Origin of the sequence: Salinibacterium amurskyense, assembly GCF_002797685.1 — a bacterium.
In the GTDB taxonomy this organism is placed as follows: domain Bacteria; phylum Actinomycetota; class Actinomycetes; order Actinomycetales; family Microbacteriaceae; genus Rhodoglobus; species Rhodoglobus amurskyensis.
The window spans coordinates 846306-872471 of sequence record NZ_PGFH01000001.1 but is presented as its reverse complement, the minus strand read 5'-3'; the positions used below and the strand labels follow the sequence as shown (position 1 = coordinate 872471).

General features: G+C 63.6%; 26 protein-coding genes. 14 read left to right on the top strand and 12 right to left on the bottom strand.

The annotated features are described in order from the left end of the window. Window positions 1–5: 5 nt before the first annotated feature. Window positions 6–926: an aldose 1-epimerase family protein gene (locus CLV85_RS04090; RefSeq protein ID WP_189621841.1), complete on the bottom strand. Its 921-nt coding sequence runs from the start codon at window positions 924–926 to the stop codon at window positions 6–8. A gap of 44 nt (window positions 927–970) precedes the next feature. Here CLV85_RS04090 and CLV85_RS04085 point away from each other — a divergent pair, with 44 nt between their 5' ends. Further along, entirely contained in the window at window positions 971–1987 is a 1017-nt protein-coding gene (locus CLV85_RS04085; RefSeq protein WP_100388311.1) for a galactokinase, read from the top strand. A 41-nt stretch (window positions 1988–2028) separates the two neighbouring features. Here CLV85_RS04085 and CLV85_RS04080 read toward each other — a convergent pair whose 3' ends face one another. The 3 genes from CLV85_RS04080 to glyA form a co-directional block, all read right to left on the bottom strand. Then, complete coding sequence (locus CLV85_RS04080) at window positions 2029–2208, bottom strand: hypothetical protein (RefSeq protein ID WP_100388310.1); 180 nt, start codon at window positions 2206–2208, stop codon at window positions 2029–2031. A 2-nt stretch (window positions 2209–2210) separates the two neighbouring features. Continuing rightward, window positions 2211–3086: a bifunctional methylenetetrahydrofolate dehydrogenase/methenyltetrahydrofolate cyclohydrolase gene (locus CLV85_RS04075; protein ID WP_100388309.1), complete on the bottom strand. Its 876-nt coding sequence runs from the start codon at window positions 3084–3086 to the stop codon at window positions 2211–2213. Between the two features lie 143 nt (window positions 3087–3229). Then, window positions 3230–4513, bottom strand: a complete 1284-nt coding sequence (gene glyA, locus CLV85_RS04070) for a serine hydroxymethyltransferase (RefSeq protein ID WP_100388308.1) — start codon at window positions 4511–4513, stop codon at window positions 3230–3232. Window positions 4514–4736: 223 nt separating this feature from the next. Between glyA and nagA the strand changes: the two genes are divergently transcribed. After that, a complete protein-coding gene (gene nagA, locus CLV85_RS04065) occupies window positions 4737–5909 on the top strand; it encodes an N-acetylglucosamine-6-phosphate deacetylase (RefSeq protein ID WP_100388307.1) in 1173 nt (390 codons plus the stop codon). Here the strand turns inward: nagA and CLV85_RS04060 are convergent. Beyond that, window positions 5845–7098, bottom strand: coding sequence for an MFS transporter (locus tag CLV85_RS04060; RefSeq protein WP_100388306.1), 1254 nt, complete (start codon window positions 7096–7098; stop codon window positions 5845–5847). The two genes, nagA and CLV85_RS04060, sit on opposite strands and share 65 nt — an antisense overlap. A gap of 52 nt (window positions 7099–7150) precedes the next feature. Between CLV85_RS04060 and purU the strand changes: the two genes are divergently transcribed. Continuing rightward, window positions 7151–7993 (top strand): formyltetrahydrofolate deformylase, encoded by an 843-nt coding sequence (purU, locus tag CLV85_RS04055; RefSeq protein ID WP_189621887.1) that lies wholly within the window; start codon window positions 7151–7153, stop codon window positions 7991–7993. On the opposite strand, the gene CLV85_RS04050 is transcribed toward purU, so the two are convergent. Both CLV85_RS04050 and CLV85_RS04045 read right to left on the bottom strand, forming a co-directional pair. After that, window positions 7980–8531 (bottom strand): DUF1697 domain-containing protein, encoded by a 552-nt coding sequence (locus tag CLV85_RS04050; RefSeq protein WP_100388304.1) that lies wholly within the window; start codon window positions 8529–8531, stop codon window positions 7980–7982. The genes purU and CLV85_RS04050 overlap by 14 nt on opposite strands. A gap of 59 nt (window positions 8532–8590) precedes the next feature. Continuing rightward, the gene (locus tag CLV85_RS04045) at window positions 8591–9364 is read right to left on the bottom strand and encodes a glucosamine-6-phosphate deaminase (RefSeq protein WP_100388303.1); all 774 of its coding nucleotides are present in this window, start codon (window positions 9362–9364) and stop codon (window positions 8591–8593) included. Window positions 9365–9634: 270 nt separating this feature from the next. On the opposite strand from CLV85_RS04045, the gene CLV85_RS04040 reads away from it, so the two are divergent. The 9 genes from CLV85_RS04040 (at window position 9635) to CLV85_RS04000 (ending at window position 18955) form a co-directional block, all read left to right on the top strand. Next, window positions 9635–12547, top strand: a complete 2913-nt coding sequence (locus CLV85_RS04040; protein ID WP_100388302.1) for a Na+/H+ antiporter subunit A — start codon at window positions 9635–9637, stop codon at window positions 12545–12547. Next, a complete protein-coding gene (locus CLV85_RS04035; protein WP_100388301.1) occupies window positions 12544–13068 on the top strand; it encodes a Na(+)/H(+) antiporter subunit C in 525 nt (174 codons plus the stop codon). Before CLV85_RS04040 ends, CLV85_RS04035 begins: the two co-directional genes overlap by 4 nt. Then, window positions 13065–14621, top strand: coding sequence for a Na+/H+ antiporter subunit D (locus CLV85_RS04030; RefSeq protein ID WP_100388300.1), 1557 nt, complete (start codon window positions 13065–13067; stop codon window positions 14619–14621). The genes CLV85_RS04035 and CLV85_RS04030 overlap by 4 nt, the downstream gene beginning before the upstream one ends. Further along, window positions 14618–15253, top strand: a complete 636-nt coding sequence (locus CLV85_RS04025) for a Na+/H+ antiporter subunit E (protein WP_100388299.1) — start codon at window positions 14618–14620, stop codon at window positions 15251–15253. The genes CLV85_RS04030 and CLV85_RS04025 overlap by 4 nt, the downstream gene beginning before the upstream one ends. Then, window positions 15250–15516 carry an MrpF/PhaF family protein gene (locus tag CLV85_RS04020; protein WP_100388298.1) on the top strand — a complete coding sequence of 89 codons (267 nt, stop codon included), beginning with the start codon at window positions 15250–15252 and terminating at the stop codon, window positions 15514–15516. Before CLV85_RS04025 ends, CLV85_RS04020 begins: the two co-directional genes overlap by 4 nt. Continuing rightward, window positions 15513–16064 (top strand): monovalent cation/H(+) antiporter subunit G, encoded by a 552-nt coding sequence (gene mnhG / locus CLV85_RS04015; RefSeq protein ID WP_100388297.1) that lies wholly within the window; start codon window positions 15513–15515, stop codon window positions 16062–16064. The genes CLV85_RS04020 and mnhG overlap by 4 nt, the downstream gene beginning before the upstream one ends. A gap of 101 nt (window positions 16065–16165) precedes the next feature. Beyond that, window positions 16166–16606, top strand: a complete 441-nt coding sequence (locus CLV85_RS04010) for an FMN-binding protein (protein ID WP_100388296.1) — start codon at window positions 16166–16168, stop codon at window positions 16604–16606. Beyond that, window positions 16590–17450, top strand: coding sequence for an FAD:protein FMN transferase (locus tag CLV85_RS04005; RefSeq protein WP_100388295.1), 861 nt, complete (start codon window positions 16590–16592; stop codon window positions 17448–17450). Before CLV85_RS04010 ends, CLV85_RS04005 begins: the two co-directional genes overlap by 17 nt. After that, window positions 17447–18955 (top strand): FAD-dependent oxidoreductase, encoded by a 1509-nt coding sequence (locus tag CLV85_RS04000; protein ID WP_100388294.1) that lies wholly within the window; start codon window positions 17447–17449, stop codon window positions 18953–18955. Before CLV85_RS04005 ends, CLV85_RS04000 begins: the two co-directional genes overlap by 4 nt. On the opposite strand, the gene CLV85_RS03995 is transcribed toward CLV85_RS04000, so the two are convergent. Continuing rightward, a complete protein-coding gene (locus CLV85_RS03995) occupies window positions 18952–20847 on the bottom strand; it encodes a heavy metal translocating P-type ATPase (protein ID WP_100388293.1) in 1896 nt (631 codons plus the stop codon). The two genes, CLV85_RS04000 and CLV85_RS03995, sit on opposite strands and share 4 nt — an antisense overlap. 103 nt (window positions 20848–20950) lie before the next feature. Here CLV85_RS03995 and CLV85_RS03990 point away from each other — a divergent pair, with 103 nt between their 5' ends. Together CLV85_RS03990 and CLV85_RS03985 are read left to right on the top strand one after the other, a co-directional pair. Then, window positions 20951–21754 carry a potassium channel family protein gene (locus CLV85_RS03990; RefSeq protein WP_100388292.1) on the top strand — a complete coding sequence of 268 codons (804 nt, stop codon included), beginning with the start codon at window positions 20951–20953 and terminating at the stop codon, window positions 21752–21754. A 9-nt stretch (window positions 21755–21763) separates the two neighbouring features. Then, a complete protein-coding gene (locus tag CLV85_RS03985; protein ID WP_100388291.1) occupies window positions 21764–22276 on the top strand; it encodes a DUF805 domain-containing protein in 513 nt (170 codons plus the stop codon). On the opposite strand, the gene CLV85_RS03980 is transcribed toward CLV85_RS03985, so the two are convergent. From CLV85_RS03980 to CLV85_RS03965, 4 genes are all read right to left on the bottom strand, one after another. Continuing rightward, window positions 22273–23151: a Rieske (2Fe-2S) protein gene (locus CLV85_RS03980; protein WP_100388290.1), complete on the bottom strand. Its 879-nt coding sequence runs from the start codon at window positions 23149–23151 to the stop codon at window positions 22273–22275. The genes CLV85_RS03985 and CLV85_RS03980 overlap by 4 nt on opposite strands. Before the next feature lie 35 nt (window positions 23152–23186). Continuing rightward, window positions 23187–23681 (bottom strand): pyridoxamine 5'-phosphate oxidase family protein, encoded by a 495-nt coding sequence (locus CLV85_RS03975; protein WP_100388289.1) that lies wholly within the window; start codon window positions 23679–23681, stop codon window positions 23187–23189. A 127-nt stretch (window positions 23682–23808) separates the two neighbouring features. Then, window positions 23809–24660, bottom strand: a complete 852-nt coding sequence (locus CLV85_RS03970; protein ID WP_100388288.1) for an NAD-dependent epimerase/dehydratase family protein — start codon at window positions 24658–24660, stop codon at window positions 23809–23811. 206 nt (window positions 24661–24866) lie between these two features. After that, a complete protein-coding gene (locus CLV85_RS03965) occupies window positions 24867–26081 on the bottom strand; it encodes an NADP-dependent isocitrate dehydrogenase (protein WP_100388287.1) in 1215 nt (404 codons plus the stop codon). Window positions 26082–26166: the final 85 nt, after the last annotated feature.

Below are 26166 nucleotides of genomic sequence, written 5' to 3'. Positions count from 1 at the left end.
ACTCCTTAGGCCGAGAACTCGACGCCCCAGGTTGCAGCGAACTCGACACCGGGCTCAAGCCACAAAAGACCGCGGCCCGTGTTGAACGCGTTGGGGGCGGCCGTCATAGGCTCGATCGCGACGACCTGGCCGATGCCGGTGAGGGTCGGAAAGTTGCGCGGCGTGAACAACTGAACGAAGTCGAAATTCTCGTCAACGGTCACGCGCACTTCGCGGCCATCAGGCGCGGTCAGTCGAGCAGCAACACCATCGATAACCTCCACGCCGGCGAAAGCCATGTCGAGGTCGAGTTCGCCGACCGGGCGGCCAGCGCTCAAGTCAAAGTCCGTTTCGGGCACAGCAACTTCGGCCGTCGGGATGAGGCGCTCATTCGATTCGAAGCGAGTGGCGGCGGTCATCGTGAGAGTTAGTTCCGCGATGGGAGTGTCACCGATCTTGAAGAACGGGTGGGTTCCGAGCGCATACGGGGCTGCAGCATCCGAGAGGTTGGTGGCGGTGTGGCTGACGCTCAGTCCAGCCTCTACGAGTTCGTAGCGCACGGTGGTGTGCACGTGGAAGGGGTAACCGTGCTGCGGGAAGATCGTCGCGCCGAGGGTGACCGAGCCTTCCGTGCGTTCGATCAGGGAGTAGCCGGTATTGCGCAGCAGTCCGTGAATGGAGTTGTTGCGGTCGCGCTCCGTGATGTCGAGAGTCTGCGGCTCGCCATCGAGCATCCACGTTCCGTCTTCGATGCGGTTCGGCCAGGGCACCAACACGATGCCATCAGCGAAAGGCGGCATCGCCGATTCAGCGTAGGACTCCACGAGATCGACCCCGCCGATGCTGAACTCTCGCAACGAGGCGGCAAGTTCGGTGATGGTCGCTCGCGCTTCACCCTGCTCAGTGGCTCGAGTGATGATGTACTGGGTTCCTGTAGGCGTGCTCACCGCAACAGCCTACCGGCGCACCAGCCACAACCAAGGAAGCACCCATGTCAGATATTCGCGATGACGTTCTTTACGACTTCGAGGCCGTGTTCGGTCACCCCGCCGCCGGGGTCTGGTCGGCTCCCGGCCGCCTCACTCTGCTCGGCACTGCCGATAGCCCCGAGACGGATGCCGAACTGGCCGTGGCCATCAACCGCCGTACGGTGTTGGCGGCATCCACTCGCTCCGACCGCACCGTGCGCATCGCGAGTGCCCTCGTGGATGAACTCGTCACGATCGAGCTCGACGAGCTGGCGTCCACCGAGGTGCAGGGCTGGAGTCGCATCGCGCTCGGTATCGTGCAGGAGGTGCTGGAGGCATCCGACACGGCGGCGTCGCTCACCGGCGTCGACGTGTTCATCGACACCACCGTGCCAGTCGGATCTGGTCTCGGCTCATCGGCCGCACTCGAGGCGGCCTTGGCACTCGCTCTCAGCGATCTCTGGAACCTCGGCGAGCACACCGCTCACCTTGCCGAGCACCCTGACGTTGCCGCGAGCGTCTTCGCTCTCGACGACCACGCCCTCGTGCGCTTGGAGGGTGAAACGCGCCCCGAGCCACTCCCCCTCGACTGGCAGACCGCCGGCCTCGAACTTCTTGTGATTGACACCGACGCCCCCACCGCCGATGCGCTCGACACTGCGATCGCGGATGACGAAGTGCGCCGCACACTCCACACCGTCACCGAAAACCAGCGGGTGCGCGACGCGGCTCTCGCTATTCGCGACGAAACCCCTCGACTGCTCGGCGCCCTGCTCGATGCCTCACACGCGAGCCTGCGCGACGACTACGGAATCTCGACCACGGAGATTGACCTCGCCGTCGAAACAGCTCTGGCCGCCGGTGCTTTAGGCGCGCGGATGCTCGGCCGCCCCTTCAGCGGAGTGGCCGTCGCTCTCGTCGACACCGACACGGCATCCCGAGTGCGGGTAGCTCTCGATGGAGCCTTCGCCGAGCACGCGTGGGGCCAGCCCACCGTCACTGCAGTGTCTCCGTCGATGGGCGCTCTGCGCGACCGCTAGCGGCTAGCGGCAAGCGGCAAGCGGCAAGCTTCAGTCAGCAGCTATCCGGCCAGCTTCAGAACGAGCGCAACGGCAAACGCAGCACCAACGATCACGCCTGCCCAGACCCACACGCGGGGCCACGGAAAGCGACGCTTGCGCGGTTTGCGCTGCACACCCTGCGGTCGCGAAACGTGCTGCAGCTTGGGCGCGGAAGGCTTCTGCGCCGACTCCTCGGCCACTCTTAGAGCCGCTCGGCCGCGTCGACGACGTTCTTCACGAGCATCGCGCGCGTCATGGGGCCAACGCCACCGGGCATCGGCGAGAGGTAACCGGCAATCTCGGCAACCGCGGGGTCGACGTCTCCGACGAGACGGCCCTTGCCAGTTGCCTCGTCGATCACGCGAGTGATTCCGACATCGAGCACGGCAGCGCCCGGCTTGATCCACTCGGGGCGAATCAGCGCGGCGGAGCCGACAGCGGCAACCACGATGTCTGCCTGGCGAACGTGAGTCTCTAGCTGGGTGGTGCGGGAATGGGTGAGGGTGACTGTGGCATCCAGTCCCTTATTCGTGAGGAGCAGCCCGATCGGGCGACCGACCGTCAGGCCGCGACCGACAACAACAACGTGCTTACCTGCGATGGGAACGTCATAGCGTTCCAGCATCTCGACGATTCCGGCCGGGGTGCAGGGCAGCGGCGAATCGAGCTTCGTGCCCACGCCCAGCACGAGGCGGCCGAGGTTGGTGGGGTGCAAGCCATCCGCATCTTTAGCGGGGTCCATGAGTTCGAGCATCGCGTTCTCATCGAGACCGGCCGGCAGCGGCAGCTGAATGATGTAGCCGGTAACGGCAGGGTTCTCGTTCAACGCCACAATGGCATCCCGAACATCGTCTGCGGATGCCGTGGCTGGCAGATCGACCCGAATAGATTCAATGCCCACTTCGGCGCAGTCACGGTGCTTGCCTGCTACGTAGGAACGACTTCCGGGGTCATCGCCCACGAGAAGGGTGCCGAGCCCCGGAGTGATGCCGCGAGCCTTCAGGGCATCCACGCGCTCGCGCAGTTCGTTCTTTACGGCGGTGGCCGTAGCGACACCATCAAGCTTTACTGCGGTCATCGTTTTCCGTTCGAATCGGGCCCATGCGCTGATCGGCCACCTACACAACTGCCATCTCCATTAAACGCTAAAGAGCCCACCTCCGTGTTCACACGGTGATGGGCTCTTGAGCTTCAGGCTGTTTCAGCCCGGTTCTGGGTTCTTTAGGCCCAGCTACCGGGGCTTTCGAGACCTTCGTAGAGCGGGAAGGCGTCGGCGAGCGCGCGAACGCGGGCGCTGAGCGCGGCCGTGTCGGCACCGGGCTTGAGGGCCTCGGCGATGATGTCGGCAACCTCGGTGAATTCAACATCGCCGAAACCACGAGTGGCGAGCGCCGGCGTACCGATGCGGAGCCCCGAGGTGGTCATGGGCGGGCGCGGGTCAGCGGGAACCGAGTTGCGGTTCACAGTGATACCCACAGAGTGCAGCAGATCTTCACCCTCTTGACCGTTGATCTCCGACTTGCGCAGGTCAACGAGCACGAGGTGCACGTCGGTGCCACCCGTGAGAACGTCTACGCCGAGCGAGGTCATGTCGTCTTGAACAAGACGCTCAGCGAGAAGCTTGGCGCCACGAAGGGTGCGCTCCTGGCGGTCCTTGAAGTCGTCGGATGCCGCGAGCATGAACGCGGTCGCCTTGGCGGCGATCACGTGCATGAGTGGTCCACCCTGTTGACCGGGGAACACGTTGGAGTTGATCTTCTTAGCGATGTCAACGTTGTTGGTGAGGATGAAGCCCGAGCGAGGACCACCGATGGTCTTGTGAACGGTCGACGACACGACATCCGCAAAGGGAACGGGGTTGGGGTGCAGGCCTGCGGCAACGAGTCCGGCGAAGTGCGCCATGTCAACCCAGAGCACGGCTCCGACCTCGTCAGCGATCGAGCGGAACTCGGCGAAGTCGAGCTGGCGGGTGTACGCCGACCAGCCAGCGATGATGACGTGAGGCTTGACCTCGAGGGCCTTGGCACGAACATCCGCCATGTCAAGAACGCCGGTCTCTTCGTTCACCCCGTACGCGTGAGCTTCGTAGAGCTTGCCCGAGAAGTTCAAACGCATGCCGTGCGTGAGGTGTCCACCGTGGTCGAGCGAGAGGCCGAGGATGCGGTCGCCGGGCTGAGCGATAGCCGACAGCACTGCAGCGTTAGCCGAGGCTCCCGAGTGAGGCTGAACGTTGGCGTACGCCGAGCCGAACAGGCTCTTGGCGCGCTCGATAGCGAGCTTCTCTGCAACGTCAACGAATTCGCATCCACCGTAGTAGCGACGCCCCGGGTAACCCTCGGCGTACTTGTTGGTGAGAACCGAGCCCTGCGCCTCGAGAACAGCGCGCGGAACAAAGTTCTCACTCGCGATCATCTCAAGCGTATTGCGCTGGCGGTCGAGCTCTTGAGCGAGCACCGCAGCGATCTCGGGGTCTACCTCAGAAAGAGGCGAAAGGAACGAGGACACAGATGATCTCCTTGCGACAGGTGGTGGATACTCCCAAGATACCGCCTGAAGGCTGGAGTCGCGCAGTGGATGCCCTACAACTTTCCGCCGGGGCGGAAGAAGGTCTGCACCCTAAGTGGTCTAAAGCACCCTTGAAAATCCCGCTGTTTCTGTCAGACTTTGGACTACACCAGCGGCGCGAGACGTGCGCGGTAGAGCGCTCCCATCCCCTCGAACGGACCCCATGTTTACCCGCCTGATTCACTCCGCGAACCTCGTGAGCGATGGTGTTTCACAGCAGGATGCGTGGGTTGGCTTCGACGGAGCAACGGTGGCAGCCACCGGCACGGGCGACTCGTGGCGTTCGCGAGCGGATGCCGCGACTGACGTTGTCGACGCTGGCGGCGACTATCTCGCTCCGGGTTTCATCGACATCCACTCGCATGGAGCGGCAGGAGCGGCCTTCGACGATGGCCCCGCTGCTATCGCTCAGGCGCTTGATGCGCACCGCCGCCATGGCACGACGCGCTCCGTCATCTCTCTCATCAGCGCCTCACCCGAGAAGCTACTGACGAATCTTGCAACGGTGGCAGAACTGGCTCAGCACGATCCCCTAATTCTGGGCAGCCACCTTGAGGGACCCTTCATCGATCAGGAGTTCCGCGGCGCTCATGACCCCGCCATTCTGCGATCGCCGTCCGCTGCCGAAATCGACCACCTCCTCGCGGCCGCCAACGGCACGCTGCGCCAGATCACCCTTGCGCCGGAACTACCCGGTGGCACCGAGGCCATCACCACCTTCGTGGCTGCTGGAGTTCGCGTGGCCGTAGGGCACACCGCCGCCACCTACGCCGAGACCCGGGCGGCGTTCGACGCCGGCGCGAGCATTCTGACGCATGCTTTCAACGCGATGCGCGAGATCCACCACCGCGCCCCTGGCCCGGTAGCAGCCGCGTTCCACTCCCCCGGCGTCACGCTCGAAGTCATCAACGACGGCGTTCACGTGCATCCGGATGTCGTCAAAATGCTGTTCGCTTCGGCGCCCGGCCGCATCGCGCTCGTAACCGATGCCATGGCTGCAGCCTGCGCTGGCGATGGCCACTACGAGCTAGGGTCGCTCGACGTCACCGTGACCGACGGCGTCGCCCGCCTCAGCGACAACGGCTCGATCGCTGGGTCGACCCTCACAATGGATGCCGCGGCGCGCCGTGCCATCACCGAAGTGGGCTTGAGCGTGCCGCAGGCCGTTGCCGCGGCCACCGTTGTTCCTGCCCGGGCCATTGGGCGCGAGAGCGACCTGGGCTCGCTTGCTCCCGGATTCGCCGCTGATGCCGTGTTGCTCGACGCCGACTTTAGGGTGCGGGCGGTGTGGGCTGCTGGTCGCGAATTGCCGCAGTCCGAGCAGCTCGACGCCTGAGCAGTTCGCCGCCGATGATCGCGAAGACCACGGCAACGCCCAGAATGGCGGCGTCAACGTAGGGCAACGAGATGACCCCGTAGTTGTCGAGCAGGATGCCACCCACGAGCGCACCGCCACCGATACCGATGTTGAACGAGGTCGTGAGGTAAGCCGAGCCGACGTCGCGCATACGCGGGGAGGCCAGCTGCAAGAGTCGTGTTTGCATCATCGCGGGAACGCCACCAAAGGCGGTTCCCCAGACGACGATGACGGTGAACATGATGGCGGGCTCGGCGGGGAACAGGGCGAGCAGCACGGCGCAGATAGCGACGAGGGCGACGGTGACGGGGATGATGCTGCGCGGGAAGCGGTCGACCAAGAGGCCCGCGAGCGCGAGACCGAGTGCACCAGCGGCACCGAAGATCAGCAGTACGCCGGCGACGGCACCGGTGTCGATTCCGGCCGGGCCGATCAGGTACGGAACGATGTAGGTATAGAAGAGGTTGTGGCCGAGCATCACGAGAGCAACCAAGATGCACACGTAAATGACGCCGGGAACGGACCGGTCTTTGCGCAGCGGGATCGAGATCTCGCCGGTGGCGAGGGGCTGCTGGTGATCAACCGGCGGCAGAATCCGCACGACCATGATCGTGAGGGCCGCGATGATGATCGCGATAACCACGAAGGCCAGGCGCCAGCCGAGGGCGTGACCGAGAGCGGTACCCACGGGCACTCCGAGTACGAAGGCGGCAGTCGCGCCCGCACTCGTGACGGCAACGGCGCGGCCAACCTGGTGAGGGGGAACGAGGTGAGCCGAGTAGGCACCGACCACGGCCCAGAACAGTCCGTGTGACAGCCCACCGATGATGCGGGCAATCACGAGCACCGCATAGTTGGGCGCCACGGCAGCAAGCAGGTTGCCGATCACAAAGACGACGAGCACGATGATGACGAGCTTCTTGCGGGGCTGGTTACGCGTGAGCGCGGCGAGCGGAGCCGTAGAGATAACGACAGTCGCGGCGAAGATCGTGATGAGCAACCCCACCTGCGACTCCGAGACGGAAAGCTCAGCGGCGATCTCCGGCAGCAACCCGGTGGGCAACCATTCGCTCGTGACCGAGGTGAAGATCAGCGCGGAAAGAGTGAAGAGGCCCGCCCACGGAAAAGCCTGAGAGGAGGTGGGCGCAGAAGTGTGTGGCGTGCTCATGTTTGACTAACTCTACCGTCAGCACCGGTACGCTAAATCAGTGACCACCTCAATGCACTGGATCGTAACCCTCACGTGTGATGACAAGCCCGGCATCGTTCACGCCATCAGTGGCGCCATCGTTGAGGCCGGCGGCAACATCACCGAGTCGCAACAGTTCTCCAGCGACGACACGGGGCGCTTCTTCATGCGCCTTCAAGTGGAGTCGGATGCTCCGCGCGAAGTCTTCGAGCAAGCCCTCGCTCCCGTGACCGAGCGGTACGCAATGGAATGGCAACTCGACGTTGTGGGGCGCCCGCTGCGCACCCTCGTGTTGGCATCCAAGGCCGGACACTGCGTCAACGACCTTCTCTACCGCCAGCGTGCTGGCCAGCTACCAATCGAGATGCCGCTCATCATGAGCAACCACCCCGATTTGGGCTCGCTTGCCGAGTTTTATGAGGTGCCGTTCGAGTCGCACGCGGTCACGACGCCCGGCCAAAAGTTAGCTTTCGAAGAGCGCATCCTCGAAGTTGTCGAAGAGCACGATATCGAGCTCGTTGTGCTTGCCCGCTACATGCAGATTCTCTCCCCCGAACTGTGCGAACAGTTGAGCGGCAAGATCATCAACATCCACCACTCCTTCTTGCCCGGCTTCAAGGGCGCGAACCCCTACAAGCAGGCTCACGCGCGTGGCGTGAAGCTCATCGGGGCTACCGCGCACTTCGTGACGAGTGACCTCGACGAGGGCCCGATCATCGAACAGAACGTCGTGCGCGTGGATCACGCGAGCACCTCAAGTGAACTCAGGTCGATCGGTCAGGACGAAGAAAGCCGCACCCTCACGCAGGCCGTGAAGTGGTTCGCCGAAGATCGCGTGCTGCTCGATGGGGCCCGCACGATTATCTTCCGCTAGGCCCGTCAAGCAAGTCGCGCAGCTTCAGCGTCGTGCGCCAGTTGCGCACCGTCATTCGCTTCGAGAGGCGATTAGCGCGCAGGCGGTCGATGCGCGATTTCGCTGAGTCGATGACCGTGCGCGAAAAGTAGAGCGCGTCTGGGCCTGCTGAGACAGAGTCAACCTGTTCGTTGAGTTCGGGCACGAGAGTGAGCGCTTCCGCTGCAGTGAGAGGGCGCTTGAGAAAGAGCACATCGCTCAGCAGCTCGGCGGAACCGTGATCGCTCGGAGCGGCCGCGACCGTCGCCGCGAACTCGTCGCGGGATCTCACGACAGTGAGAATGTCTGCACCCAAGCGCTCGCGCAGCATCCGCTCGATCGTGACCTCGAGCTCGGCGCTAGTCGTCGCCTCTGAGGCGAACACCACGTTGCCGCTCTGGATGTAGGTGCACACGTCTCCGAAGCCGGCAGCGGCGAAGCACTCCTTCAGCGCCGCCATGCTGATCACATTCGAACCGCCCACATTGATGCCTCGAAGCAGCGCTACGTAGTTCGCCATGAGCTAACGATGGCACGGAGGACCGACACAAGGCATCGCCGCTGGCCAAGCCGGGAGCCTCAGCGCAGCCGTTCCCAGTCAAGCCGGTTCTCCCAGGAGTAGCGGTAGTAGTCGGCGTACTTCAGCTCGGATGCCGCAGCTTCGTCCACAATCACCGTGACGGTTGAGTGCAACTGAATTGCCGATCCCGGCAGGCTCGCCGTGACCGGCCCCTCGACAGCGCCCGCGAGCGCGGCTGCCTTCGCTTCGCCGAACGCGAGCAAGACAAGGTGCCCCGCACGTTGGATGGTGCCGAGTCCCTGCGTGATGCAGTGCTTGGGCACGTCGGCGGGCGAATCAAAGAAGCGCGCATTGTCGAGCCGGGTCTGCTGGGTCAGGGTCTTTACGCGGGTGAGTGAGGCGAACGAGGATCCGGGCTCGTTGAAGCCGATGTGCCCCGTCGAGCCGATCCCGAGAATCTGCAGGTCAACGCCACCGGCCGCGACAATCGCGCGCTCATAGTCATCCCCCGCCGTTTCGATGGGCCCACTCTCGGCCGGCACCTGCACCAGCTCGGGCGTCAACCCGAGCGGTTCAACAACTTCGCGCGTGATCACCGAGCGGTAGCTTTCGGGATGCCCGGCAGGCAATCCGATATATTCATCGAGAGCGAATCCCCGCACAGCAGAGAGGTCGAGGTCTCGAGCCGCGAGCGCAGCCCACGTTGATAAGGGCGTTGACCCGGTCGCTAGGCCGAGTACGGCATCCGGGGTCTGACGCACGAGCGCTTCGATGAAGTCGGCAGCGACTTCGCCCGCCGCCTCTGGTGAATCGACGATAACTACTTCTGCCATGCCATCGACTGTAGAGCGCTCCGGCGCGATCGAGGGAAGATTGCCGAAGTGGTCTTAGCGCTCCACACATTCGGGGCCGAATCTTCACGAGCTGTCCAGATATCCGTCCGGTAGAATGTTCGTGACGAAGACACCGACCATCTCGCCATTCTGTCGCAACGCCATTCGCCTTGGCTGTGCTGCAGCACTCGACCACCAGATCGAGCACCCCTAAGGGAGAACTGCACTGAATCCGCAAGGTTCCAGCCCCAGCTCGAAGCGGAGAGCCCCGTGATAGTGCTGCTCGCAGCGTTTGCGCTCGTGTCCTTGGTGATCCCTGCGCTCACGCGTCGCCTGCACACTCGTGTCTTCTTTGTCACGGCTCTCATTCCTGCTGCGGCATTTATCTACACCCTGCTGCAGACTCCCGCTGTTCTCGCGGATACCCCACCGACCGAGAGCATCCCCTGGATCTCGCAGCTGAACCTCGATCTCAGCTTCCGTGTAGACACCCTTTCGTGGCTGCTTGCTCTCGTCGTCACCGGCGTCGGCACGCTCGTGATGCTCTACTGCATTAAGTACTTCGCCGCTTCCGAAGAGGGCCTTGGTCGCTTCGCTGCGGTCTTCCTCGCCTTCACCGGCACGATGTACGGCCTCGTGATTGCCGACAACGTCTACTTGCTCTTCATCCTGTGGGAAGCCACGACGGTGTTCTCCTTCCTGCTCATCGGCCACAACACCGGTCGACTCGCGAGTCGCATTGCTGCGATGCAGGCTCTGATCGTCACGACCGCCGGTGGCCTCGTGATGCTGGTCGGTCTTGTGATGCTCGCCGAGCGCACCGGCACTGCCAGCTTGGCGCGGCTCATCGACCTCGCCCCCGAGGGCACCGCAGTCACGATCGCGATCATGCTGATTCTCGTCGGCGCGCTCAGCAAGTCGGCGATCGTTCCGTTCCAGTTCTGGCTGCCTTCCGCCATGGCCGCCCCCACTCCCGTGAGCGCCTACCTGCACGCGGCCGCGATGGTGCAGGCCGGCATCTACCTCATCGCCAGGCTCGCGCCCGGCTTTGCCCAGACCCCGGGCTGGCAACCGTTGCTGCTCGGCTTGGGTGTGTTCACGATGCTGGTGGGCGGATGGCGCGCGCTCACGCAGGTCGACCTCAAACTTCTGCTTGCCTATGGCACCGTCAGTCAGCTCGGGTTCTTGCTCACGGTCGTGAGTTTTGGCACGCGTACCGCGGCTCTTGCCGGAGTCGCGTTGCTTCTTGCCCACGCCCTCTTCAAGGCGGCGTTGTTCTTGGTCGTTGGCCTCATCGACCACCGCGTCGGAACCCGTGACCTCACCAAGCTCAGTGGGCTTGGCCGGGAAGCTCCCTTCCTCACGACTATTGCGGTAATTGCCACGGCATCCATGGCAGGCATCCCGTTCACCGCCGGCTTCGTGGCCAAAGAGTCGGTGCTCGCGAGCTTCATCGAGAGCGCGAGCGCGGGCTCAGCGCTCGGCTGGATCGCCATCGTCGGCGTCGCCGTCGGCTCCACCCTCACGGTCGTCTACAGCGCCCGCTTCGTCTGGGGCGCGTTTGCGAGCAAGAACGGTGTTGAAACCGTGCGGCCGCTACATGAGAACGTGTGGTTCCTGTCGTCACCCGCCATTCTCGCCGCCAGCAGCCTGGTTCTCGCACCATTCTTTGGCACTGTTGGAACCGTGCTCGAGGGCTATTCAACGCAATTCGTCTCCGAGGGATACGACTACTCGCTCAAGCTCTGGCACGGGTTTGATGCCGCGTTCTTCATCTCTGCCGCCACGCTGCTCATCGGTCTGGCGCTGTTCTGGGCTCGCACGCAGGTCTTCGCGCTGCAGTCGCTCGTGCCGGCGATCGTCGATTCGAACAAGTTGTATCGCTCCACGTTGCGCACGCTCGACCGCGTCGCGTTGCGGGTGACGGCGACCACGCAGCGTGGTTCGCTGCCCTTCTACCTCACCGTGATCCTGCTCGTGATGGTGGGTTCGGTAGGCAGCACGCTCGCGCTCAATCGCAGCTGGCCCGACTCCATCCGACTCTTCGATAGTGCCGGCCAACTCGCGATCGGTGCCGTCATGATCGTGGCCGCGCTCGCACTTGTAGCGGCCAAGAAGCGCTTCCAAGCGGCGGTTCTCGTCGGCGTCGTTGGCTACGGAATGGCGGCGCTCTTCGCGTTCCACGGTGCGCCCGATATCGCCCTCACTCAAGTTCTGGTCGAGACCGTCACCCTCATCGCCTTCGTGTTGGTGCTTCGTCGTCTGCCCGCTCGCCTCGGCAAGGCCCACGGCAGTTCACGCCGCGTGCTGCGTGCTGCCGTTGGCCTCTCGGTGGGGCTGCTCATGGGCATCGTCGCCATCGTCGCGCTCGGCGCCCGAAGCGCCGACCCCATCTCGGCGTCGCTGCCCGACCTCGCGTACGAGATTGGTCACGGTCGCAACGTCGTGAACGTTGTGCTCGTCGACATCCGCGGCTGGGACACTCTCGGTGAGCTCTCCGTGATCGTCGCCGCCGCAACCGGTGTTGCGAGCCTCGTGTTCTTGCGCAGCCGCACCGACAACCTGCCGCGCGTCTCAGAGGCCCGTGCCCGCGGAACGATCCGCGCGCGCCTCAAGCCGTCGCGCGAGATCGTCTCGTCCGAGTACGTGCCGGGCGTTCAAGACCCCTCCACTCGCAACGCGTGGTTGCTCGCGGGGCGCAAGCTGGCTCCCGAAAACCGGTCGATCTTGCTCGAAGTTGTCATTCGCTTGCTCTTCCACCCGCTGATCGTGCTTTCGCTCTATCTCTTGTTCGCCGGCCACAACCTCCCCGGCGGCGGTTTCGCTGCGGGGCTCGTTGCGGGTCTCGCTCTGGCCGGTCGCTACCTTGCTGGCGGACGCTACGAACTCGGCGCCGCCGCTCCCTTCGACGCCGGGCGCATCCTGGGTGTCGGTCTCGTGCTCGCCGCCGGCACTGCGACCGTACCGCTGCTGCTGGGGGCGGATGCTCTCACCTCCACGTTCTTCGAAACGACCATCCCCCTCCTCGGCCACGTTGAGTTCTCCACCTCCACCATTTTCGACATCGGGGTGTACCTCGTGGTCATCGGAATGGTGCTCGATGTCCTCCGCAGCTTGGGCGCCGAGATCGATCGTCAGCGCGAAGAGTCCTCTGAATCTCTCGAGAGCGGAAGCACCATATGAACGCCTCTCTTACCCTCGTGATCATCATGGTCGTGCTCTACTCAGTCGGCGTCTACCTGCTCCTTGAGCGCAGCATGACCCGCGTGCTGTTGGGCTTCTTGCTCGTGGGCAACGCGACGAACCTTCTAATCCTCATCGTGTCGGGCCCCTCCGGCGCCGCTGCGTTCTATGGTGAGGATGCCGCTACCGCCGATCCCTTGCCGCAGGCGTTCATCCTGACAGCGATCGTGATCACGTTCGGCGTCTCCGCGTTCTTGCTTGCCCTGATCTACCGCTCGTGGCGCTTGGCCAATGCCGACGTGGTCTATGACGATACGGAAGACCTCGCAATGGGCCGGCGCCGCACCTCGGTCACGACCGACCGCCCGGTTGATGGGGATGACACCGAATTCGGTACTCGCGCGGCCGCCGCTATCTCCACCGCAGTCGACCTCGAAAAACAAGAGGAACGCGAAGAGCAAGAGAGCCTCGCTGCCGAACGCCGACAACAGGAACTCGACAAGAAGGAGGGAGACGCATGAGCGCCCTCACCACTCTCGTAGTTCTCCTGCCCTTGCTCGGTGCAGCAGCAGCGCTGACTCAAGCCAAGCGCCCCCGGGTGCAAACGCTCATCACCGTGGGCGTGCTCACCGCTGTTCTCGCGATTGGTGCCGCGCTGCTCGTCGCTGTCGATACCAACGGTGCGATTGCGGTCGAGGTCGGCGGCTGGCCCGCGCCCTATGGCATCGTGCTCGTAGTCGATCGACTCTCGGCGCTCATGATCGTGGTGTCCGCAGCCGTACTGTTGGCCGTTCTCGTATTCTCGGTGGGCCAAGGCCTCGCCGATGGCGACCGAGAAACCCCCGTCTCGATCTACTACCCGACCTACTTGATCTTGGCGACCGGTGTGTTCAACGCTTTCGTCGCGGGTGACCTGTTCAACCTCTATGTCAGCTTCGAGATTCTTCTCGTGGCCAGCTACGTGCTGATCACGCTGGGCGGCACCGAACCCCGCATCCGCGCGGGCACGGTGTACATCGTCGTCAGTTTGGTGTCATCCGCCATTTTCCTCGCGGCGATCGCCATGATCTATGGCGCAACCGGCACCGTCAACATTGCTCAGCTCACGGTGCGCCTCGCCGAGCTTCCCGCCGACGTTCAACTCACGCTGCACGTCATGTTGCTCATCGGATTCGGCATCAAGGCTGCCGTCTTCCCGCTCTCCTTCTGGCTACCTGACTCCTACCCGATGGCGCCAGCACCCGTCACGGCCGTCTTCGCCGGGTTGCTCACCAAAGTTGGTGTCTACGCGATCATCCGCACCGAAATGATCATCTTCCCGGATGGCGAACTCAACACTGTGCTGCTGATTGTGGCCGCGCTCACTATGGTGGTCGGAATCCTGGGAGCGGTAGCGCAGTCCGACATCAAGCGACTGCTGTCGTTCACGCTCATCAGCCACATTGGCTACATGCTGTTCGGCATCGGCATCGATACCGCGGCGGGGCTCGCGGCAGCAACGTATTACATCGTCCACCACATCACCGTGCAGACGACCCTGTTCTTGGCCACCGGGCTCGTGGAACGCCAGGGCGGCACGACCGGCATCAACAAACTGGGTGGGATGCTCAAGGCCAGTCCCCTCATAGCGGTGCTGTTCTTCATCCCTCTGCTGAACCTCGGTGGCATCCCTCCGTTCTCCGGATTCCTCGGCAAGCTCGCCCTGTTCGAGGCAGGCGCCAACAACGGCTCCACGCTCGCGTGGGTGCTCATCGGCTGTGGTGCAGCCGTATCGCTACTCACGCTGTATGCCCTCGCTCGCGCCTGGAGCATGATCTTCTGGCGTGACGCCGAAGAGGTCGCCGACTACGAAAACCCGCTCGCGATGTCCTCCGAAAACAGCAGCTCTGCCACGGTCGAGTCCGTACGCACGACGCCGCGCATCATGGTCGGCGCGACGGTAGCGATGGTTGCCGTGAGCGTTGCGCTCACCGTGTTCGCGACTCCGCTCTTCGACCTGAGCGCGAATGCCGGCGAGAACATTGACGGCCCGGCGTACTACGTGAACACTGTCTTCCCGGGAGGTCTCGAATGAGCGCCCACGACAGCCAGCCCACTTCCGCGGCAGCGTCCACTACGTCCGCCGTGAACCAACCCGTGACCGAACACCGAGCATCGCGCTCCGAAGTACGCGGCCGAGTCTGGCAGCAACTACCACTGCTGCTCGGTCTCGTGGTGCTGTGGGCCGTTCTCTGGGGGCAGTTCTCCTGGCTGAACATCCTGACCGGTTTCATCGTCGCGATTCTGGTCACTCGCGTGCTCTACCTGCCCCCGGCCGATATCTCGGGGCGACTGAACGTCTGGTACTCGCTCGTCTTTCTTGCGCACTTCATTGTGGATGTCACGGTGGCATCGTTCACGGTCGCCTTCCAAGCGCTCAACCCGCGACCGATTCCCACATCATCCGTTATCGCCGTTCAACTACGCACGCGTTCTGACTTCGTCATGACGTTGGACGCGATTGCGATGTCATTGGTTCCCGGATCGATCGTCGTTGAAGTCGACCGCGAGCGCGCCATCCTGTACTTCCACACTTTCGATACGACTACCGCCGCCGATGTTGAAGCGATGCGCACCAAGGTGCTCGTCGTTGAAGCGCGCATCGTTCGCGCCATCGGGTCGAAAGATGACCTTGCCCGCATTCACGAGACGGAGGCCACCCGATGAACGAATGGGTCTTCATCGCCGTCGGGCTGATGCTGCTCTTCGCGGCCCTTCTGGCGCTCTACCGCATCATCCGCGGCCCCTCGATTCTTGACCGCATGATCGCCTCAGACATGCTGCTCACGACAATCATTTGTGCGCTCGGCGCGGAGATGGTTTATAACGGTCACACCCGCAGCCTGCCGGCGATGCTCGTGCTTGCCACCACCGCATTTCTCGGTTCTGTCGTGGTCGCGCGCTACGTGTCGCGGAGGACCAACTCATGACCCTCGACACGATCCTCGACGTTCTCACTGGCATTTTCCTTCTGCTCGGCGGCTTCCTCTCGGCCGCGGCCGGGGTGGGGCTCTTACGCTTTCCCGATGCGATCGCGCGACTGCACGCCACCACCAAACCCCAGATTCTGGGCCTCACGTTCGTGCTCTTAGCCATCGCCCTGCAGAACCGTCAGCTCTCGACGATTCTGCTGTTGCTCTTTCTCCTGATCTTCCAGATGATCACCGCGCCCGTTTCCGCTCACATGATCGCTCGCGCCGGCTACCGAGGCGGAATCATCGCACCCAATTCGCTGCTCGTCGACGAACTGGAGCAGGCCATTGATGCGGCGCCCGAATTCGACGACTCTGAGACAGAAGGGGCTGAGACAGAAGGGGCCGACGATCCCTCTGCAACTGCGGATGCCACCGAAGAGAGTTCGGACGACCCCGCCTCCGACGGTTCCGCTGCTGACGCAGACGACACCGCGCAGCCCACGAGCGTTCCGACGACCCGCGATCCTCTCGACACCGACGACACCAGCTCGCGCAACGACTAGCGTCTGGCAATCGTCGCTGAGAGCACTGAAAGCCCTGAGATTCCAGCTTCTCGTCAGGGTTGCTCGGGCATACTGAACACTCGCCAACCTCTGGGAGCCCCATGCGTAACCTCACCGACAACAAGACTGCCGTAGCCCTCTTTGCCGGTGTCACCCTCGTGGGTGCACTTTCCGCCTGCTCGTCGCCCAGCACCGGCACGGACAGCGGAACCGCCGATGTGAATGCCCCCGACGCCGGCGCCGACTACACCGATGGCACCTACACGGAGTCGGGCGACTACACCTCTCCCAACGGCGCCGAGAAGGTGGATGTCACGCTCACCCTCGAGAGCAACACCGTCACCGACGTCACGGTCGTCGGCTACGGCGAGAACCCCAACTCGATCCAGTTTCAGGGCGAGTTCATCGACGGAATTGCCGACGAAGTCGTGGGTAAGAACATCGACGAGCTTTCCGTCGACAAGGTAGCCGGTTCCTCGCTCACGAGCGGTGGCTTCAACAAGGCTGTCGACGCGATCAAGGCTGATGCCCTCGCCGAGTAAACAGTTTGATGCCATCGGTGCGCCCTGGCAGATCGACACTGCGGAGCCCCTCGGCTCTGACGTAGAGGCTGCCGTAGCGCACCGAATCGAGCTGTTCGACCGTACCTACTCGCGGTTTCGCGACGACTCCCTCGTCACCGCGATCGCACGCACGCCCGGCACCTACACTTTTCCGGCGGATGCTCCCCCGCTGTTTGACCTTTACCGCCGACTTTACGACGCGACGAACGGAGCGCTCAGTCCGCTCGTGGGCCGCGCTCTGGAAGAGCTCGGCTACGACCGCACCTACTCGCTGCAGCCCGCTGCCAGCCGCACGCGCGTTCCCGACTGGAGCGAAGCCATCAGCTGGAACGGCAGTGCGCTCACCGCACTCACCCCGGCAGTGCTCGACGTGGGCGCCGCGGGCAAGGGCTACCTCGTCGATCTCGTGGCGGAGGTGCTCGCCGAGCACGGAGTCACAACCAGCACGGTGGATGCGAGCGGAGACATTCTGCACCGCGGCGCTGGCGAACTACGGGTCGCGCTGGAGCATCCGCTCGACACCAGCAAAGCGATCGGCGTGGTGAAGGTGAGCAACGAAGCGATCTGCGCCTCTGCCCCCAACCGCCGAGCGTGGGCCGGGCTGCACCATATTCTGGATGCTCGCACCGGACTGCCCACCGACCGCATCATCGCGACGTGGGCCATCGCCCGCACTGCCCTCGAGGCCGACGGCCTCGCCACCGCACTGTTCTTTGCCGAACCTGCGGAGCTCGAAGCCGAGTTCGACTTTCAGTGGGTGCGGATGCACGCCACCGGCCGAGTGGAGCACTCGGCACACCTCACCGGAGAAGTATTTCTATGAAACGTTGGCTCGATCGAACCCTCGGCGCCGTCGCCATGTACAAGCTGGTGCTCGGCAGTCTCGCCGCACTCGCTGTCGTGTCGATAGCGCTCGCGTTCGTCGGCCTCGTCTCGCCTGACCCCTTCGCGCTGCTTGCCAGTTTGCCGGTCGCGGTCGCGTTTAGCTACGGCGCCAGTTGGCTCGGAGCCCGCATCGTTGGTCAGCGAGCACACCTCGAATCGTCGCTCATCACGGGTCTGCTCGTGTTCTTCATCATGGCGCCGAGCCTGCAACTGACTGGGCTCCTCGCCATTGCGCTGGCCTCGACTATCGCCGCGGCATCCAAGTTTCTCCTTGCATTCCGTGGGCGCCATATCTTCAACCCGGCGGCACTGGGCGCGTACGTGTTCATCTTTGTGCCACTCGGTTTTCCGACGTGGTGGGTCGGAACCCCGTGGCTGCAGCCGCTCGTTCTGATCGCTGCATTCCTCATCCTGTACCGCACGCAACGCCTCGATCTCGGGCTCACGTTCGTGGTATTCGCGGCCGGCATCCGCATTGCGCTTACGCTCGCTAACGGTGGCGACCTGACCGAGGCACTCAGCTTCACGTTCTTGTCATCTCAGATGATCTTCTTCGCCGGCTTCATGCTGAGCGAACCACTCACTTTGCCGCCGCGACGCTGGCAACGCCTCAGCCTCGCGGTGCTCGTCGCCCTGCTCTTCGCCATCCCGTTCTCGATCGGCAACTTCTACAGCGACCCGTTGCTGGCGCTGCTCATCGGTAACCTCGTCGCCTTCGCGTTCACCCAGCGCCGCACCATTCGGATGTCGCTCACCGAGACCGACGAGATCGCTCCCGGAACGTGGCAACTCACTTTTGCCCCGCACCGCCCGATCCTCTTTCGGGCGGGCCAGTACATCGAGCTGTCACTCCCACATTCCTCCCCGGACTTCCGCGGAGTGCGGCGCTACTTCACGATCTCGTCAGCACCGGATGCCGGGGCCACCCTGACGGTGACGTTCACGGTCGCCGAAAACTCCAGCAGCTTCAAGGCTGCCCTCTTGGCGTTGCCGCGCGGTTCTCAAGTGAACGCGACGGGAATCTGGGGCGACTTTGTACTCCCCCGCAAAACGAGCGAGCCGCTCTTGCTCGTCGCCGGCGGCATCGGCATGACGCCCTTTGCGAGCCAGATCGCGCACGCTCACCGTCACGACGAAGAGCGTGACATCGTGGTCATCTACGCCACCTCGAGCTCGGCACCGCTGCCCTTCACCGATGTTCTCACCGCGGCCGGTGTACGCGTCATCGTGTTCGGGCCGCAGCCCGCCGACGCCCTTCCGGCAGGCTGGGTTCTCGGCAGCGAGGGGCGCCTGAACGGCGACGCCCTCTCCGCACTCGTGCCCGATCTAGCCGACCGCCGGGCTTACCTTTCGGGCCCGCCCGCGCTCGTCAACGACCTGAAGGCGACGTTGCGAGCAAACGGCACCCGCCGCATCCACACCGACTATTTCTCGGGCTACTAGCTCGGCGCCTGCACGCGCTCCGCGGTCGAACGTGGTGAGCCGCGCAAACGACGCTTAAGGCTCAACGCCCGCAACGCGTTGAGAATCGTCACGAGGTCAACCACTTCTTGCAGCGCAGCGCCCACCACGGCGGGCAGCGCGCCCGTCATGGCAAAGAGCATGAGCCCGATGCTGATGGCGATTCCGATCCAGATGCTCTGCAACGCGATCTGCACGGTGCGCTGACTGACCTGCACCGCGGAAACGACCCGGTGCAGATCGTCGACCAGGATCACGACATCGGCCGATTCGCTCGCCGCCGTTGAGCCTTTCGCGCCCATCGCGATGCCGACGTCGGCGGCTCCCAGCACTGGCGCATCGTTCACGCCATCGCCGACCATCACCACCGGATGCGGCGAGGTCGCGTGCACGAGCCGCACCTTGTCTTCGGGAAGACACTCGGCGTGCACTTCGCTGATGTGGAGTTCGTCGGCCACCTTGCGCGCCGTCTCTTCCACATCGCCTGTCAGCATCAGAGTGTTCTGGATGCCCAGCTCGCCCAACTCCGTGAGCGTGCGCGCTGCTTCGGGCCGCACCGCATCGCGCAGCACAATAGCGCCGGCGTACTGATCATCGACGCTCACGTACACCGCAGCCTCGCCGCTCGCGAGGTCGATGCGAGTCAGCGCGGGCGCCTGCTGCGCCACGAAGGCGGGCTTGCCCACCGTCACAAGCCGAGCCCCGACGCGGGCCTGCACGCCGTGCGTGGCGACTTCGCGGGCATCCGCCACCTCGGGCAGATCGAGCGAGCGTTGCTTCGCCGCCTCAACGAGGGATGCCGCGAGCACGTGAGACGAATACTGCTCGGCAGCAGCGACCAAGGCCAGCAGTTCGTCGGCGCTGAGCGCGCCCTCGGGCCGCACCTCGACGACCACGGGTCGCCCGCTCGTGAGGGTTCCGGTCTTGTCGAACACGACAGTTTTCGCGCGGGCAAGAACCTCAAGAGTGCCCGCGTTCTTGACGACGACGCCGTAGGTCGAGGCGCTCGACATTCCCGCCATGAACGCCACCGGGGCCGCAATCAGCAGCGGACACGGCGTCGCCACCACGAGAACTTCGGCGAAGCGCACGGGGTCACCCGAGATCCACCAGGCGATTGCGGCGAGCCCAATCGACACGAACGTGAAGGGCACGGCGTAGCGATCGGCCAACCGCACGATGGGCGCCTTGCTCGCCGCCGCCTCGGTGACGAGCTGCACGATGCGTTGGTATTGGCTGTCGGATGCGCGGGCGCTCGCCTGCACCGTGACAGCTTCTGGCCCATTCACCGACCCACTCAAGAGGAGGTCTCCGGTCACTTTTTCCACGGGCATGCTCTCGCCCGTGAGCGACGATTCATCGACGGATGTCGCGGCAGAGACCAGCACGGCATCCACCGGCACGATCTCCGAGGGACGCACCACGAGGCGATCCCCCACGGCGACCTCGGTGGCGGGAACGTCAGCGATGTCGCCGGACGCCGTCACCTGATGCGCAGTTTGCGGAACGCGACCCAGCAGCGCATTCAGCTCGCGCTTGGCCCGCCCCGCCGCGAAATCTTCGAGAGCTTCTCCACCGGTCAGCATCAGCACGATCACGATGCTTGCCCAGTACTCGCCCACCACAACGGTCGCGACGATGGCGGTGACCGCCAGTACATCGAGCCCGAACTCGCGTTTCAGAAGTTTGCCCACCATCGACACCGCTTCGCGCGCCGCCACCGCGAGCGCGTAGAGCGAGAGCAGCCAGGGCACAACGGCGGATGCCGCAGTCCAGTTCAATGCCAGCCCCACGACGCCAGCCACAACCGTGAGCGCAACGAGCGGATAGCGGCGCACCGCCGAGCCCAGCGTGATGGAGCGAGAAGTAGCCATACCTTCGTTCTACTCTCGTTCGCGGCATCCGGCCAGCCAGCACAGGCTCCCCTTAGCAGTGGCTCGGGGCAATGTTCGGGGCCGGGTCGCTAGGCTCGACAGCATGACTCAACGGCGCTGGCAACAGATCATGGACATTCCCCTCACCGTTGCCGCAGTGATTTTCTTGATTGCGTATGCGTGGGAAGTGATCGCAAATCTCAACGGTGTTCCGATGCTGATTGCTGAGATCATCATCGCCGTGACGTGGGTCGTTTTCGTGTTCGACTACGCCGTGAATCTTGTTCTCGCTGAACACCGGTGGTTCTGGTTCCGCAAGCACATCTTCGATCTCTTTGTCGTTGTGCTGCCGATGCTGCGCCCGCTGCGTCTTCTGCGTCTAGTCACCCTGCTGAATGTGCTGCAACGGCGGGCGGGAACGGCGGTGCGCGGTGGGGTGCTCACCTACGCGGTTGGCTCCTCGTTGTTGCTCGTGTTTGTGGCCGGGCTCGCGATTCTGGATACCGAGCGCAGCATCACGGGCAGCCAAATCACCAACCTGGGCGACGGCATCTGGTGGGCTTTCGTCACGATTACCACGGTCGGCTATGGAGATATCTATCCCGCCACCGCTCTCGGCCGCGTCATCGCCGCCGGCGTCATGGTGGCCGGTATCGCCCTACTCGGTGTCGTCACGGCAACGCTCGCCTCGTGGATCGTGGAACGAGTTGCGGCTCAAGATGAACTCTCGCACGTTGCCACTCGTCGCGAAGTGACCGAACTCACCGACCAGGTGAACCAGCTCAAGCATGTGCTGCTTGAGCACGCGACTCAGATGGCCGCATCGTCAGGGACGCCCGCGCCCTCGTCGCCGACCTCGGCATCCGGGGCATCCGATCCCCTTTCAAAGCGACAACCGCTCACCTAAGCTGTGGGCATGACCTCCACCGCCGCGGCAGCGCTCACCCTAGACCCCAAGAGCGCCCCGCTGCCCGGAGCGTCGATGCGCGTGGCGATGCGCCGGTTCTTCGATCGATCGTTCCGGATGCGCGGTCGCGCCAGTCGCAGCGAATACTGGTGGTGGATGCTCGTGAACATCATCATCGTGACCGCACTTCAGGTGGTCGCGCCTCTTCTGGTCGCGGGTCGCCCGATGGGTGATCAACTCACATTCGGCCCGTTCGGCTCTTTTGTCTATCCCACGGTGAGCATTGCGAGTTGGAATGGAGAGATGACGGCGGACTCCACGGTGCTCGTCTCTCTCTCCTTCATCGTCGGAGGCTGGGTACTGCTCACCGCAATCCCCGGGATCGCGATTGCCGTACGCCGCCTGCACGACTCAAACCTCTCGGGCGGATGGGCATTCCTCGCGGTGTTCCCACTCGGAGCCTTCATAGTGCTGGGACTCGCTCTGCGCAGTTCGCGCCCGGAGGGCCTGCGCTTCGACTAGCGCGGCAACCGAATCTCGACCGTGCCGTCGACGACGCGGCTCTCAAAGCGCGGCTGCGGACTCGTCGCCGGTCCGTGGATGACCTCGCCTGTATCGAGCGAGAACGCACTCTGATGCCAGGGGCATTCCACACACGCGCCGCCCGGAGCGGAATCATCCTCGACGACGTAGCCATCGTGAAGCTCGGCCCCGAGATGGCTGCACGTGTTGGAGAGCACCGAGACCCGCTCACCCCGCCGGAAGACCACTACTTCAGTGTCTGCAACGACGCGCTTCTCGAGAGCGCCTTCCGGCAAGTCAGTGAGTGGCGCTAGCTGCTGCCAGCCGCTGGGGAAGGTGGCTTCGACATCCGGCGCGTGACTGACGCCCGCGGCCTGCCGATAGGTCAGGTGCCCACCGAGGTAGCCGCCACCCGAGGCAATCGCAAGCCCGGCATAGCTCAGCACTTTGCCGCTCGTGTGCTTTCCGCGGGAGCGCTGCACGAAGGATGCCGCGAAGAAACCCGTGGCCACGATATTGACCGCGGCATGCACGATGCCCACGCGCTGCTGCTTCTCGTCGAGCTGCGACCAATCGGCAAAGCCAGCGACTGCCGTGCCGCTCGCGCCCAGCACTCCGACTCCGACCAGGGCACGCGATGCTTGTTCGGTGCCTGGCACGGCGTCGAGCACTCCGGCTGAGATCCACGCTCCCAGCGGAACATGCACGCCGAGCGGATGCACGGGGTGCCCCATCGGCACGCCATGAAGTACATCTCGCAACCACCGAGGGCGAAGTACTGCATCGACGACGCCCCGCGTCTTTTCGACGGCGGGATCAAGCGATGTCGCCTCCTCGAGGCGATCAACGTTTCGTAATACGGGCAGTCGTTTCATCAGTTCCTCGTCCCTGGCAAGTGCGTTTGAAAGAGTTAGACCGTGACCGACTCAGAGGATCCGGTCTGAGGCTGGTCTCCGGTCACCTTCGCGGCAACGACGCCGACGAGAGTCGCGACCTTGCCTGGGCTCTCCCAATACTGGGCCGATTCGCCCTTGACGTGAATCAAGACGACCGAGGGGTCGGTTTCGCCACCCTCAAACCACACATCGGTGAACGAACCCCATAGCTCCGACTTCTTCGCCTGGTCGCGCACGACTTCGGCGGTGCCGGCGAGCGACAGCCACTGCGAGGAGCCCGAGTAGGAGACGTTCACGTGAGGGTGGGCCTGAAGCTGCTGCACGGCATCCGCGGTGTCGGAGGCAAGGAACCAGCAGTCGCCGTCGAACTCAGCCTGCTGAACCGTCATGGGGTGGCTGTGCAGAGCACCGCTCGCGGCGACCGTGGTCAGCATCGCAATTCGGGTGCTCTTCATGATGGAGCGGATGGTGTCGAGCTGGTCTGCTGTTGCGTGGCTGTGAGATGACATTGTGTCTCCAATTCGTCGACGGTTGCGCAGTTGTGCTGCGCTTCGACGCTAGGGAGCGATCCTCAACACTGGCCGAGTGCTAGCCGAACGTTAGGTGAGAGCCAAGACGCTCACTCTGTGAACGGCGTCAGCGATGACGAGCGCCTTCCCCCCCGAGCACCGCCGCATACCCTTCGCGGTAGCTCGGATAGGTAAACGAGAAGCCTGTGCTTTTTAGTAGCGCATTGCGACAGCGCTTACCGCGGCCCCTGCCACCGGTGACACCACCTGCACGTTCGAACGGAACGGGTCGCCCGATACCGCGAGCGAGGAACTCGATGACCTCGCGCTGATCGGCCGGTTCATCATCGACACCGACATAGATGCTGGCGGGCGAGGAGGCCATCGTCGCGAGGTGCACGATGGCCGCTGCGGCGTCATCCCGATGGATCAGATTGGTGAAGTAAGGGGTGGATGCCACCGTTTCGTCGCCGGCACGGATGCGGTCGATCTGACGGGTGCGGCCCGGCCCGTAGATGCCTGCCAAGCGAAGAACCGTCGAATTGGCGACGCTCTCGAGCAACAACTCTTCGGCTTCTCGCAATACGGACGCTGTCTCCGTCGTTGGCGTCGCCGGTGTAGATTCGTCGACCCACGAGCCGTCGCTGACGCCATAGACGGCGGTCGATGAGACATAGATGACTCTCGGTGCGGTGGCGCAGTCTCGCTCGATAGCCGCGGCGATATTCCGCACACTGTCGACGTAGGTCGCGCGATAGCCCTCGCGCGTGCGCTCGTCGGGGCTGACAGCAATCACTACGATGCTGGTGTCTGGGGGAAGAACTGGCATCCGCGCTGACAAGTCGACCGCTTGCCCAGCGATTTCGGGCGGCAACTTTTCGATCGAGCGACGTAGGCCCACTACAGAATGCCCCAGCGCCGCAAAGCGGAGCCCAGTTTCGATACCCAGGTCACCGCATCCGGCTATGACGACCGTCACTGTTGTCTCCTCACTATGCACCGCGCGGCACGCTGTCGCGTTCTGCACAAGCGAGCACCGCACAGCACCCGCCGCTCAAGAATAGCCAGAGCGAGCTGGGTGTTTTCCCGCGTGTGCGCCCACGCAGAAGGGCCCGAAAGCCGAAGCTTTCGGGCCCTTCGTGAACGTCGTGGCGTACGCCAGTCAGTTACCGCGTGAGACGCAGATTATGCGAGGCGTGCGGCGAGGTTCTTGTCGAGCGTGTCGAGGAACTCTTCGGTGGTTTCCCACTTCTGGTCCGGTCCGACGAGCAGCGCGAGGTCCTTGGTCATGTGACCGCCCTCCACCGACTTGATGACGACATCTTCCAGGGTCGAGGCGAACTCGATGAGCTCCTGGTTGTTGTCGAGCAGTCCACGGTGAGCGAGTCCACGGGTCCACGCGTAGATCGAGGCGATCGGGTTCGTGGAGGTGGGCTTGCCCTGCTGGTGCTGGCGGTAGTGACGCGTCACGGTGCCGTGAGCAGCCTCTGCTTCAACAACCTTTCCGTCTGGCGTGGCCAGAACGGAGGTCATGAGGCCGAGCGAGCCGAAGCCCTGAGCTACGGTGTCAGACTGAACGTCGCCGTCATAGTTCTTGCACGCCCAGACGTAGCCGCCCTCCCACTTCATGGCCGATGCGACCATGTCGTCGATGAGCCGGTGCTCGTAGGTGAGGCCGGCAGCTTCGAACTTGTCCTTGAACTCGGTCTGGAAGATCTCTTCAAAGATGTCCTTGAAGCGACCGTCGTAGGCCTTGAGGATCGTGTTCTTCGTCGAGAGGTACACGGGGTAGTTACGCGAGAGACCGTAGTTGAGGCTCGCGCGAGCGAAGTCAACGATCGAGTCGTCGAGGTTGTACTGAACCTGGGCGATTCCGTCGCCGGGGGCGTCGTAGACCTCAAACTTCATGGGCTCGGAGCCGTCTTCGGGAGCGAACTCCACGGTCAGCTTTCCCTTGCCCTTGAAGAGGAAGTCGGTGGCGCGGTACTGGTCGCCGAAGGCGTGACGGCCGATGATGATCGGCTTGTTCCAGCCCGGAACCAGACGCGGGATGTTCGAGATGATGATCGGCTCGCGGAAGATGACGCCACCAAGAATGTTGCGGATGGTGCCGTTAGGGCTGCGCCACATCTTCTTGAGGCCGAATTCTTCAACACGGGCTTCGTCGGGGGTGATGGTTGCGCACTTGACGCCAACACCATGCTTTTGGATGGCGTGAGCCGCATCGATGGTGATCTGGTCGTCAGTTGCGTCACGGCTTTCGATGCCGAGGTCGTAGTACTCGAGGTTAACGTCGATGTACGGGTGGATCAGGGTGTCCTTGATCCGCTGCCAAATGATTCGCGTCATTTCGTCGCCGTCGAGTTCGACGACGGTGCCTTCTACCTTGATCTTGGACAAGCTTTGCTCCTTAGTTAGTGGCCTCTACCAGCTTACTCTTTTTCCTAAGTATCTCGACATCGAGATACCTTGGCGCATCTGTCTA